The sequence below is a fragment of the Exiguobacterium sp. BMC-KP genome (assembly GCF_001275385.1).
Lineage (GTDB): Bacteria > Bacillota > Bacilli > Exiguobacteriales > Exiguobacteriaceae > Exiguobacterium_A.
Genome location: NZ_LGIW01000015.1, coordinates 130,897 through 142,274 on the forward strand (window position 1 = coordinate 130,897; position 11,378 = coordinate 142,274).

At 44.8% G+C, this 11,378-nt stretch carries 12 protein-coding genes; 8 read left to right on the forward strand and 4 right to left on the reverse strand.

All coding sequences use genetic code 11. The features are described 5' to 3' along the window. Nucleotides 1-12: 12 nt before the first annotated feature. The 4 genes from rarD to ADM98_RS06205 all read left to right on the forward strand — a co-directional run bounded on the left by rarD (nt 13) and on the right by ADM98_RS06205 (nt 4,395). Nucleotides 13-897 carry an EamA family transporter RarD gene (gene rarD / locus ADM98_RS06190; protein ID WP_053452716.1) on the forward strand — a complete coding sequence of 295 codons (885 nt, stop codon included), beginning with the start codon at nt 13-15 and terminating at the stop codon, nt 895-897. A gap of 77 nt (nt 898-974) precedes the next feature. Continuing rightward, nucleotides 975-1,640 (forward strand): deoxyribose-phosphate aldolase, encoded by a 666-nt coding sequence (deoC, locus tag ADM98_RS06195; protein WP_023467449.1) that lies wholly within the window; start codon nt 975-977, stop codon nt 1,638-1,640. Between the two features lie 134 nt (nt 1,641-1,774). Next, a complete protein-coding gene (locus ADM98_RS06200) occupies nt 1,775-2,749 on the forward strand; it encodes a BMP family lipoprotein (RefSeq protein WP_053452717.1) in 975 nt (324 codons plus the stop codon). Continuing rightward, nucleotides 2,746-4,395, forward strand: a complete 1,650-nt coding sequence (locus ADM98_RS06205; protein ID WP_053452718.1) for a methyl-accepting chemotaxis protein — start codon at nt 2,746-2,748, stop codon at nt 4,393-4,395. The genes ADM98_RS06200 and ADM98_RS06205 overlap by 4 nt, the downstream gene beginning before the upstream one ends. 63 nt (nt 4,396-4,458) lie before the next feature. Here the strand turns inward: ADM98_RS06205 and ADM98_RS06210 are convergent, their stop codons facing one another. After that, a complete protein-coding gene (locus tag ADM98_RS06210) occupies nt 4,459-5,715 on the reverse strand; it encodes a murein hydrolase activator EnvC family protein (RefSeq protein ID WP_053452719.1) in 1,257 nt (418 codons plus the stop codon). 342 nt (nt 5,716-6,057) lie between these two features. Then, the gene (locus ADM98_RS06215; protein ID WP_053452720.1) at nt 6,058-6,807 is read right to left on the reverse strand and encodes an SDR family NAD(P)-dependent oxidoreductase; all 750 of its coding nucleotides are present in this window, start codon (nt 6,805-6,807) and stop codon (nt 6,058-6,060) included. A gap of 137 nt (nt 6,808-6,944) precedes the next feature. Here ADM98_RS06215 and ADM98_RS06220 point away from each other — a divergent pair, with 137 nt between their 5' ends. The 3 genes from ADM98_RS06220 to ADM98_RS06230 all read left to right on the forward strand — a co-directional run bounded on the left by ADM98_RS06220 (nt 6,945) and on the right by ADM98_RS06230 (nt 8,725). After that, entirely contained in the window at nt 6,945-7,379 is a 435-nt protein-coding gene (locus ADM98_RS06220) for a YkvA family protein (RefSeq protein ID WP_053452721.1), read from the forward strand. Nucleotides 7,380-7,515: 136 nt separating this feature from the next. Then, nucleotides 7,516-8,079, forward strand: coding sequence for a DedA family protein (locus tag ADM98_RS06225; RefSeq protein WP_235504838.1), 564 nt, complete (start codon nt 7,516-7,518; stop codon nt 8,077-8,079). Between the two features lie 13 nt (nt 8,080-8,092). Next, a complete protein-coding gene (locus ADM98_RS06230; protein ID WP_053452722.1) occupies nt 8,093-8,725 on the forward strand; it encodes an HAD family hydrolase in 633 nt (210 codons plus the stop codon). Nucleotides 8,726-8,808: 83 nt separating this feature from the next. On the opposite strand, the gene ADM98_RS06235 is transcribed toward ADM98_RS06230, so the two are convergent. Then, a complete protein-coding gene (locus ADM98_RS06235) occupies nt 8,809-9,867 on the reverse strand; it encodes a PTS transporter subunit IIC (RefSeq protein WP_053452723.1) in 1,059 nt (352 codons plus the stop codon). A 188-nt stretch (nt 9,868-10,055) separates the two neighbouring features. On the opposite strand from ADM98_RS06235, the gene ADM98_RS06240 reads away from it, so the two are divergent. Then, nucleotides 10,056-11,051, forward strand: coding sequence for an NADP-dependent oxidoreductase (locus ADM98_RS06240; RefSeq protein WP_053452724.1), 996 nt, complete (start codon nt 10,056-10,058; stop codon nt 11,049-11,051). A gap of 57 nt (nt 11,052-11,108) precedes the next feature. Here the strand turns inward: ADM98_RS06240 and ADM98_RS17460 are convergent, their stop codons facing one another. Further along, entirely contained in the window at nt 11,109-11,273 is a 165-nt protein-coding gene (locus tag ADM98_RS17460) for a hypothetical protein (protein WP_200904890.1), read from the reverse strand. Nucleotides 11,274-11,378: the final 105 nt, after the last annotated feature.

An 11,378-nucleotide genomic window follows, 5' to 3' on the forward strand; every position in this document is an offset into this window, starting at 1 on the left:
AGAAGGGATTACGTGAATCTACCGGGATTTTTTGCGACACTTGTCGCGTATATCATTTGGGGACTCTTACCGCTCTACTGGAAGATGCTCGCTAACGTACCGAGTGAAGAGATACTGGCACACCGGATTATCTGGTCATTTTTATTTTTGCTCATCTTATTATCATTTCAAAAAGCGCTTGGAAAGTGGAAGACGGCACTGCGCGATCCGTTCACGCGTCGACTCTTTTTCTTAAACGGACTGATCATCAGTCTGAATTGGTTCATTTACATTTGGGCCGTCAATCATCAATTCATTGTCGAAGCATCACTTGGCTACTATATCAATCCACTTGTTAGTATCGTTTTTGGTGTCTTCTTCTTTCATGAAAAACTCTCGCGGATTGAATGGCTATCGATTGTCCTTGCGACAATTGGTGTTCTAATTTTAACGATTGGCTACGGCGAATTTCCATGGATCTCAATTGCGCTTGCCTTAAGCTTCGGTTTTTACGGCGTCGTCAAAAAGCGTCGTCCGCTCGAATCAACGGTCAGTTTGACGCTTGAGACGATGGCGCCGCTTCCGCTTGCCTTGATTTTCCTTAGTTATTGGCAAGTACAGGGAACGTCCTCGATGACCGAATCGATCGGAACGACGACTGGACTGATTTTGACCGGTATCGTAACGGCGGTGCCGTTGCTTTTATTCGGATTTGGGGCACAGCGGATTCCATTCACATGGGTTGGATTCCTACAATTCGTCGCACCGACTTTATCGCTTGGGCTCGGCGTATTGCTTTATCACGAACCCTTTACTAAAACACACATGGTGGCGTTTACATGTATTTGGACAGCTGCGATTGTCTTTACGCTCAATGGTGTCTGGATTCGGAAAAAACAGCTTCGAAAAGTCGCGTAAAAAGATAGAAGTCTGACCTCTTGCGTGATAGAATAAAAATAGAGTCTAAGGGGATACCCTTAAGGAGGACAACAAACATGAATTTAGCAGGAATGATCGACCACACGGCACTAAAGCCAGAAACATCACGTGCTCAGATCGAAACACTCTGTAAAGAAGCATTAGAATACAAATTTGCAAGCGTCTGTGTTAACCCAACATACGTCGCGTTAGCAGCAGAACTCTTAAAATCAGATGATGATGTCAAAGTATGTACAGTCATCGGATTCCCGCTTGGCGCAAACACGCCAGAAGTGAAAGCATTCGAAACAAAGGATGCGATTCAAAACGGTGCAACAGAAATCGATATGGTTTTGAATATCGGCGCATTAAAAGATGGCGATCTTGAGTTAGTTGAGCGTGACATTCGTGCGGTTGTCGAAGCGGCAAACGGTACACTCGTTAAAGTCATCTTCGAAAACTGCCTTCTTACAAAAGAAGAAATCAAAACAGCTGCTGAACTTTCAGTTAAAGCAGGTGCTAACTTCGTGAAGACATCGACTGGTTTCTCAACTGGTGGTGCAACAGTTGAAGACATCCGTCTCATGCGTGAGACAGTCGGTCCTGACATCGGCGTTAAAGCATCTGGTGGTGTTCGCGACTTCGAAGGTGCAAAAGCAATGATCGATGCAGGTGCATCACGCATTGGTGCATCAGCAGGAATCGCAATCGTTACAGGCGGTACGTCTGATAGCGACTACTAAGAATATCTGACATGTCCCTCTTTTTTAGAGGGGCATGTTTTTTTATGGGATTATTCTGAATTTAAATTTTGTATTAAGAAGTCAGACATCGCTTCCGATAATCAGATGTAGAATGTCGGAAGGGTGTGGAATAGATGAAACGATGGAGTGGAATCATATTGGCATCGACACTTAGCCTTGCAGGGTGTGGCAGTGTCATTGATGAGCCAGAACGGGCAGTCAAGGAACGAAAGGAAATGGCGGTTGTCTTGTCTGACGTTGGTCTTGGGGATCAATCGTTCAGTGATGCGGCAATGAGTGGTATGGCGTTATTACGCGAGAAGGAAGGTTGGTCGATCGATTATCGAGAATTGAATGAAACGAAGACCTATAAAGCAGCATTTGAAGCGTTAGCAAAGAAGAAGCCGACCGTGATCGTCGGGCTTGGATTCATGGGACAAACGGATCTTGAAACGGTTGCAAAAAAATATCCGAAGCAACAATTTGCCTTGATTGATGCTGTTTCAACGTTACCGAACGTCCTTTCGGTAACGTTCAAAGAAGATGAAGGAAGTTATTTAGCCGGTGCTGCTGCAGGGATTCAAACGAAGACGAATACGATTGGTTTCGTCGGTGGAATGAAGTCACCTCTAATCGAAAAATTCGAAAAAGGATACATAGCTGGCGCTAAAGCCGTCAATCCGAAAACAAAAGTACTCGTCGAATATGCAGAAGACTTTGCAGCACCTGAAAAGGGACGGACGATTGCGAATGAGATGATGCAGAAAAAGGCAGATGTATTGTTCGCTGCAGCGGGGTTGACAGGCAGCGGAGTTCTTGAGGCAGCACAAACAAAAGGGAAAAAAGCGATTGGTGTTGACAGCGATCAGACACCGATTGCGCCTGACGCTGTCATGACATCGATGCTAAAACAAGTTGATCTTGCTATTACGAAAATTGGACAAGATGTGGCTTCGAAAGGGCTACAAGCAGGACAAGTCGTCCTTGGCGTCAAAGAAGGAGCGATTCAATTAGCTCCGATTCGAAACACGAACTTTACGGACGAAGAACTAAAAAAATTAGAGCAGCTGCAGCAAGATGTGCTCGAAGGTAAGGTGACGATCCAATGACGTTACGGAAACGATTTTTACTTTCAACGTTAGTGACGATTTTGAGTGTCGTCATCTTGATGGGATGGACGTTATTCCAACTCCGTCAAATTCAGTCTTACAACGAAGACTACGGGAAACAGCTCGTTGAGATCTCAGAGCTTGAAACGAAGCTCTTATACGAACAGGCAGCATGGAATCGATTAGCCAGCCAACCGTCTGAGAGTCAATCGGAGCAGGTACAGGCACTGAGTAAAAAGAACGAACAGGCATTAAACGAGTTACAGAAGACGTATTTGATTCCGGCATTCCAAGAAGAGTTGAACCGAGCAGATATGAAATATAAGACGCTTGCGGCGAAACGAACGGAACTGACGGATGCGATGAATCCGATTGAGATTCGCTCGCACGCTGCACAGATTGAAGGGGTTCTCAGTGATCTATATACATTACACACGAAAAACGGAGAATTTTACGATGTCTTACAACGTGAAGCAAAAGACGAAACATTGAATCTAACAAGAACCGTCCTCATTGCGACATTCGTCTTATTGGTTGGTCTCGCGCTGTATAACTGGTACTTCGCACGCAGTATCACGCGACCGATCAGCCGTGTCGTTCGAACTGCTGAGCAAATTTCAGACGGAGACTTGTCGCAAGAACTAGTTGTTTCTGGTCGAAAAGATGAGATTGGTCGACTTGAGACAGCTGTTGCACAAATGCAAGGAACGTTACACGAAGTCATCGGAACGATCAGTCGTTCGTCGAATACGATTCGTCAGATGAGTACGGAAGCGACGACAGAGAACGCGAATATCGTTGAAGTATCGGGTAACATGACACATGCAATCAACGAGATGGCAAGTGGGACACAAACAGTGTCGGATGACATCCAGACGACGGTCAGTACGATGTCTGATATGCAACAGCTCTTTGAAGAGAGTGAACAACGTGCTCAAACCGCTTATGCAGAAGGACAGGCAGCCGATCAAGTAATGGTTCAAAGTAGTTCCGTTATGGAACAACAGGCTGCATCATTACGGGCGTCTACTGAACAAAATCGCGAACTCGGTCAGAAACTGGAAGGTTTCTTAGAGCAGACGCAACAAATTGAGCAGATGGCGCAACTCGTCGCTGGAGTCTCCGCGCAGACGAATTTATTGTCACTTAATGCGGCGATCGAAGCGGCACGGGCTGGGGAAGCTGGTCGTGGATTTGCTGTCGTTGCGAGTGAAGTTAAAAAGTTAGCAGATGAGACACATGAAGCGACGCGTTCAATCTTCTCGCTTGTCCGTTCGATTCGCCAGGATGGTGCAATTTTACAAGAAGCACTCGTTCAAGCAGAGCGAGAACAGACGAATCAGGTTGAGAATTTTACGCACGTCCAGCAAGCTTTTGGTGAAACGCGTCAAAAAGTAGCGAGTGTGACGGAAACACTCGATTATGTAACAAAGCAACTTGTGCACTCGAAACAACAGGCGCGTCATGTCGTTGGTCAAGTCAGTACAGTTAGTGGTGTCATGGAAGAACTCGCAGCTGGAAATGAAGAGGTTGCAGCTTCGATGCGTGATCAACAAGCATCTTTTGAGCAGATTCATCAATTGATGCAAGAACTTGAGTCGACGACGGCGTCGCTTGACGGTCAAACGCATCAATTCAAAATTTAATGAACACACAAAAAGTGCACTCCTTCTCGGGAAGAGAAGAAGTGCACTTTTTCTTGAATCGATTTAGAAGAAACTTTCTGGATCGAGCTCATTCGTCCGTCCGTTTGCATCATACTGATACCCACCATCATGGATTTCGAAATGCAAGTGCGGACCTGTCGAGTTACCGGTACTTCCAAGCACACCAATTTGTTGTCCTTGTTTGACTTGTTGTCCTTGTTTCACGTTCAAGGCATTCATATGTGCATACACAGTCGTATACGTTTTTCCGTCGATGTTATGAGAGATATAGACGTGGTTGCCGTAAGGTCCACCTGAACTTGCTAAAATAACTGTCCCGCTCGCTGAAGCAACGATTGGCGAATTGAGTGGTCCAGCAAAGTCCGTTCCGTTATGATACGCGTAACCATTACTTCCGCTTGCTGCACCCATTCCTTGAGAGACGGAGCCTTGAGCAGGTTTGATGAACTTACCTTTTGCTTTTGAGATGACTTTTGTACTGGCTTTACTAACAGATGCTGGCGCTGCCGATTGTTTGGCAGCTTTTGCGGCTGCTGCCTTTTCTGCTGCTGCGGCACGTGCTGCAGCTTTTTCTGCTTCTTCCTGTGCCTTCAGTTGGGCCGATGCCTCTTTCAGGCTGAGGATGTTAGATTCGATTTTTTTCTTTTGCGATGTCAGACGTTTCAATAGCGCTGTTCGTTTTTGTTTTTCTTCTTTGAGTTCACGTTGTTTCTTTTTTAAAACATTACGATCTTCAATCAAGTCTTGACGTGTCTGTTTCAATTCTTCTTTCGCAGCTGCCAGTTCTTTTTTGTTTGATTCGTAATCTTTTAATAAAGAAGCATCGCTTTCCGCAATCGTATTGAAGGCATTGAAGCGGCTGATCATATCACCAACATCTTTTGCTCCGAACACGGCTTCGAGTAGGGGAGCGTTATCGGCTTTAGACTGACGAACGGCCAGACGATCACCGAGCATTTTTTCTTGTTTCTTGATTTTCTTTTGTAACTTCTCGATTTTATCTTCGAGACGAGCGATTTGTTTTGTGTTTTCGTCGATCTTCTTTTGATTCTCCACGACTTGTAATGTCAGTCCATTGATTTGTTGATCGAGTGCATACACTTGTTGCTGTGCTTTAGATAATTGATTATTTTTTTGAGACAACGCGTCACGTTGTTTCGATTGTTGTTGTTGGTTTTGTTGTTGCTTCTCTTTATATGAACTTGCCGCATTGACATTAGTTGTCGTCATGAGCGGACTGGCAAGTAAAGTAAGTGTCATGAGTGATAGCCCAAGTGACTTTCCGAAAGGTCGTTTCATAAAGTAAGCGTCATTCCTTTCCCTTGTGAAGTGTTACCTTTCCCACTCTAACAAGAAAACCGGAAATTCAACTTTACAATTCTTTTAAAAAAATGCAAGAGAAGCTAGCGGAAAGTATGAAGAATTTATGAAAATAATAATGAGAAAATAAAATCACATTTAAAAACCGTTGGTACATAAGGAAATTTAGAAGTAGAATTTATTAATTTCTGAATGATGTCAGGAGATATATTTTTGTAACATCATATAAAGAGAGTGTTTATAAATGTTTAAAAAAGGTATTAGAAAAGTTTTGTGAATGAAAATAATAATAGAGTGCCTAAATCAGGCACTCTTCATGTATCATTCTTCGTAAATCATCTTTCGTGTCATACCGCCGTCTAGGACGAGTGTTTCTCCCGTCAAGAAGTCGTTATCTGGATGCGTCAAATAAAGAGCGGCACGCGCGACATCACTTGGTTTTCCGACGCGACCGGCTGGATGTTGACTATGGTCTTCAGGTGACAGCTCTTGATAGTCACCGGTTTCGATCCATCCAGGTGCGATTGCGTTGACAAGAATACCATCTTCTCCGAGTGAGACAGCGAGTGCATGCGTCAATGCAAAAATGCCGCCTTTCGTCGAGGCGTAGGATTCCGTGTGGGGTTCTGACATGAAGGCACGGGTCGAAGCAAGGTTGACAATCCGACCACCAGTTTTACTTTGTTTCAAATAGGGGGTTGCTGCTTTCGTCGTCAGGAAAATACTGCGCAGATTCGTATGATGAACCCGATCCCATTCTTCAAGCGATAGTTCGAGTAATGGTTTTCGAATCATGATGCCGGCATTGTTGATGACGATATCAATGCGACCAGTATGTTCAATCGCTTTTTCAATCAACAGTTGCACGTCTTTTTCGTGTTGGATATCGAGGTGATAGAAGTAGGCGGTGCCTCCATCTTCTTCAATTTGTTGAACTAGTTCGTCTCCGGTCATCTGATCGATATCGGCGAGAACGACGTTTGCGCCTTGAGCGGCATAGGTTCGTGCGAGTTCCGCACCAATCCCATTCGCAGCTCCGGTAATGATAACGGTTTGATTGACATGGTTCATAAAAATCATCCTTTCTGTAGCACTTCTCTCCCTTTTTTACCGTTCTGTCTTGTCCTGAAACCTGACAGGATTATCATCCGTAGGATCAGGGAAAGATAAAAGCGTTGAAGTTATTTTAGAATGGGGGATAATAAGCCATGAAATTTTCGAATCAACAATTAGAAAAACAAGAACATCAGTATGCTGAAGAAGCAAAGGATTATATCGATCGTCCGAAAAAGACGAATTCGTTGTTACAACGAGCAACTGCGAAGGTGAACGGTAACTCTCGTTTGTCCGTTGTCTTCTCTCCACTCACATTATTCGTCGATATGATTCGCGCGTATCAATCAGGTGAATACCGTAATATTCGTCGTACGACGATCTTAAAGGTGATTGGTGCGCTCATTTATCTCGTATCACCGATTGACCTTGTACCTGATTTCGTACTCGGATTCGGATTTGCGGACGATATTGCTGTCATTCTTTTCGTCACAAAGACAGTTTTTGAAGAATTGACTCGTTTCAGCGACTGGCAAGATGAGCAACAAAAGCGTCGCACGCAACCATTACAAAGTGAAGATGCGTATTAATTTCGCATTTAAATAACAGTTAGAGCGGCTTCTAATATGAAGTCGCTCTTTTGTATGTAAAAAGAGCCGTTTCCTGTACGCCCTCTTGAAATTTCGATACACTAGAAATAGTTGGTAAAGAGAGAGGAGGGCGAAAGTGGGACATCACTGGATGGAATCATACGGATATATTGGGATCATGATGACACTCATGTTTCCTTTTATACCGAGCGAAGTACCACTGGCGTATGCAGGGTATCTTGTGCATACCGCACAAGCGAATCTCTTATTCATGTTGTTCCTCGCTGTGCTTAGCTTCGTTATTAGCCAAAACCTCTTCTTTACGATTGGTCAGTTCGGGAGTGAACGGTTATTGAATCGTTTGTTCAAATGGTTTCGGATTTCAGAAACAAAAATGCTTCAGTTTCAAACACAAATGGAGACGAAGGGACGCTATATTTTACTTCTGTCTCCGATGTGGCGGATCGGTTTTGCGATTGGAGCAGGTCTGACGGGTGTCTCGCGCTGGACCTTTACAGTCGTGACGACGATTTCCTTCTTTCTTTGGTCGGCGATCTTCATTTGGGGTGGGAAAGCCGTTGGTCATGAATGGCGAAAACTGCATCACCTCAATCATCCTGTATTCTGGATTGGACTAGGGGTGCTCATTACTGTAATCTACTTGATCCAGAAAAAAAGAAAAGCAAAAAAAGAGATGTAAAAGGAGTGGCAGCATGGCAATTATCTTATTCGATATTGACGGTACATTGATTGACTCAACGGAACAAATGACAGAAGCGATTCATCGGGCGATGGATGATATGCCGCATCTTCCAAAACCTTCGCAAGCAAGTGTACAAGCAAGCTATGGTCTTGCAGGAAGTGCCTTTTGGCGCAAAGCGATTCCAGAAGCTTCAGAAGAAGATATTCGTTTAATTCGAAAAAAGAGACATGGACATTTAGAAGAAACGATGGCTGAACAGAATGTCTTATTTGACGGAATTCGATCATTATTGCAAGCTCTTGTTTCAGCGGGACATACAGTCTCGACCGCAAGTAATTGTGGTAACCACTATCTAAACCTTGTACTTGATAGTCAGGAAATTCGCTCGTTCTTCACGAGTCCGAAATGTTTGGAGTCGGTCAATGGAAAAGAAAAAGCGGATATCTTACGCGCTCACCTGGAGGAGTTTGGAGAAGGATCTTACTGGATGATTGGGGATCGGTCTTCTGATGTTGAAGCGGCTCGTAAGGAGGATATGCCGGTCGTCTTGTGTCAATATGGTTTTGGTACGCAAGCCGAATGGGATTCGGCAGATTATGTCATTGAGACACCGCTCGAATTGTTATCGGTGATCGAAAAATAAATAAGTAAAAAGCCAAGCTAGACACGTTGTTTCTTCAGACGGTCGGCTTGGCTTTTTAGTAGTTAAAATTAATCAAGATGCACTTACTCGAAATCGAGTCGGTATGGTTCTGGACTCATCCATGGACGGAACTTTCGGAAGAGTAAGTGGAACAATAAACAGAGAATGACAGGCAAGACGATAAAAAGACCTAGCACAAATGTCATATTAAACATGGTCCAGCCGCCTGACATCAGGTGTAACGCATTGATTGGGCCGATTAAACCGGACATTCCGAATCCGGCACTAAACGGTGTACCTTGAACACCGAGCATACCTGCTAGTGCACCGAGGATTGCAGCGCTACACATGACAGGAAGGATCATCAATGGGTTTCGGATGAAGTTCGCCATCTGGATTTTAGGAGAACCGAGAAAGTGAGCGATTGATGTTCCGCGTGAATTCGCTTGCCAACCGGCAATCGCAAGACCGAACCCGGCGGCACAGACACCTAGATTCGCAGCTCCGGCAGCAACTCCGGATAAACTGATCGCCGTTGCAATACCGACCGTCGAAAGTGGAGAGACGATGAGAACAGAAAAGGCGACGGCAATCAGAATGCCCATCAAGACGGGTTGAAGTGCCGTAAAGTCTGAGATGACATGTCCGATCGCTGCCGTGATCCGTGTAACGAACGGATACGTCAGGACACCGATTCCACCGGCACCGACAATCAAAATCGTTGGCATGACAAGGACCGTATACGTCTTGAAACGTTCACCAATCAATAAGACGATTGCTGTAGCAACAGCTGCCGTCAGTCCGGCATTAATGACGTCACCTGTACCGACGAAAACGAAGGTCGCATCTGCACGAGTCGCAACGCCTGATCCGACGACAGTCGCAAGGCCGATCGACGTGGTGGCAATCGGTGTCATTTTAAATTGCATCGCTACGGCAACGCCAATCACCATCGGTAAAAGTCGCATCGCGAGTGTTGTGGCATCTAAAACGTGTTGGGCACCGGAAATGTATGGCAACAATGCCTTAGCAAGCTCACCAAGTAATGCTCCTGGAATAAGGGCGACGAGAATTCCGATACTGAGTCCGTTTAAAACATGGACTGCAAATTGACGTGGATGACGCAAAATAGATGATTCCATACAAGTCCTCTCCTCATGTAATGCTTTTGTGCATAACAGTATAAAAGTTATGAATTGTGTTTTATCTTACGGTAAGAACAGAAGGACGTCAAGAAAAAGTTAGAAAATTCCAAACAAGCAAAGGATTCGTCTTTCAGAAACGGAATTGTTACAGTGAAGAAGTACATTGAATGAGGAGGTCATGAATCATGTCAGAACAACGTATCGTATTAGCGGCACGACCAAACGGAAAGCCAACAGGGGAAACATTCCGTTATGAATCATTTGAGTTAGCAGAGTTACAAGAAGGGCAAGTCGCACTAGAGTCACTCTATATCTCGGTGGATCCATATATGCGGGGGCGTATGAACGATGCACGCTCTTATTCACAACCGTTTGAGATTGATGAGCCGATTCACGGAGGAGTCGTAGCACGTGTCATCGCGTCTAAAAGTGAAGCGCTCAAGTCAGGTGATGTCGTCGTCGGGATGCTCGATTGGGCAACGAAGATGATCGTCGATGCGAAAACCGTTCGTAAAATCGATGAACAGATCGCACCAATCTCGACGGCGCTCGGTGTTCTCGGAATGACAGGAATGACAGCATATTTCGGATTACTTGATATCGGGAATCCACAACCAGGGGAAACGGTCGTCGTATCGGCAGCAGCAGGGGCTGTCGGCTCGATCGTCGGTCAAATCGCGAAAATTAAAGGGGCACGAGTCGTCGGGATTGCAGGAAGTGATGAAAAGTTACAGCACTTAAAAGCAGACCTGGGCTTTGATGAAGTCATTAACTATAAAACGGAAGACATCCGGGAAGCGTTAGACCGGACATGTCCAGACGGCATCGATGTCTATTTTGAAAATGTCGGTGGTGAGATCGGTGATGCGGTTCTGGATCGACTCAATCCATTCGCGCGTGTACCAGTCTGTGGTGCCATTTCAGGCTATAATGCACAAGAGGACATCGGTCCACGCGTTCAATCGAAATTAATCATTGCGCGTGCACGCATGCAAGGCTTCTTAGTCGGTGACTACGGTAAACGATTCAAAGAAGCTGCTGAACAACTGGGGCAATGGGTCAGTGAAGGTAAATTACAATACGAAGAGACAATTTTTGAAGGTTTCGATCGTGTACCAGATGCTTTCCTCGGACTGTTTGATGGATCAAATACAGGAAAACTCTTAGTAAAAGTCAAATAAGCATAGAAAAAGAGGTTGCGGAATCATTCCGCAACCTCTTTTTCTATGGCGTGATATTCATGAATCTTTTCGATCGCGTTCAAGTTCATCCGGATCAGGATCCGGATGCTGTGTTTCCGCAGGTTTGATCCCTGGATCCGATGTCTCGGCTGGATCAGGATCTGGGTGAAGACCGACGTCTGCTTTTTCATCAGGTAAATCATGGTTTTTTTCATGTAACATGTCCTGTCATCTCCTTTTGTCAGTACGTAGTAACATTTCCCCGTTTTTTAATTCCGAAACAATGAGAGTGTACAGCATTCGTTTTTGGAAAAACGTAAATGAGTT

Coding starts and splice junctions, on each gene's coding strand:
- deoC (WP_023467449.1), top strand. CDS start 975: ATGAATTTAGCAGGAATGATCGACCACACGGCACTAAAGCCAGAAACA.
- ADM98_RS06200 (WP_053452717.1), top strand. CDS start 1,775: ATGAAACGATGGAGTGGAATCATATTGGCATCGACACTTAGCCTTGCA.
- ADM98_RS06205 (WP_053452718.1), top strand. CDS start 2,746: ATGACGTTACGGAAACGATTTTTACTTTCAACGTTAGTGACGATTTTG.
- ADM98_RS06210 (WP_053452719.1), bottom strand. CDS start 5,715: ATGAAACGACCTTTCGGAAAGTCACTTGGGCTATCACTCATGACACTT.
- ADM98_RS06215 (WP_053452720.1), bottom strand. CDS start 6,807: ATGAACCATGTCAATCAAACCGTTATCATTACCGGAGCTGCGAATGGG.
- ADM98_RS06220 (WP_053452721.1), top strand. CDS start 6,945: ATGAAATTTTCGAATCAACAATTAGAAAAACAAGAACATCAGTATGCT.
- ADM98_RS06230 (WP_053452722.1), top strand. CDS start 8,093: ATGGCAATTATCTTATTCGATATTGACGGTACATTGATTGACTCAACG.
- ADM98_RS06235 (WP_053452723.1), bottom strand. CDS start 9,867: ATGGAATCATCTATTTTGCGTCATCCACGTCAATTTGCAGTCCATGTT.
- ADM98_RS06240 (WP_053452724.1), top strand. CDS start 10,056: ATGTCAGAACAACGTATCGTATTAGCGGCACGACCAAACGGAAAGCCA.
- ADM98_RS17460 (WP_200904890.1), bottom strand. CDS start 11,273: ATGTTACATGAAAAAAACCATGATTTACCTGATGAAAAAGCAGACGTC.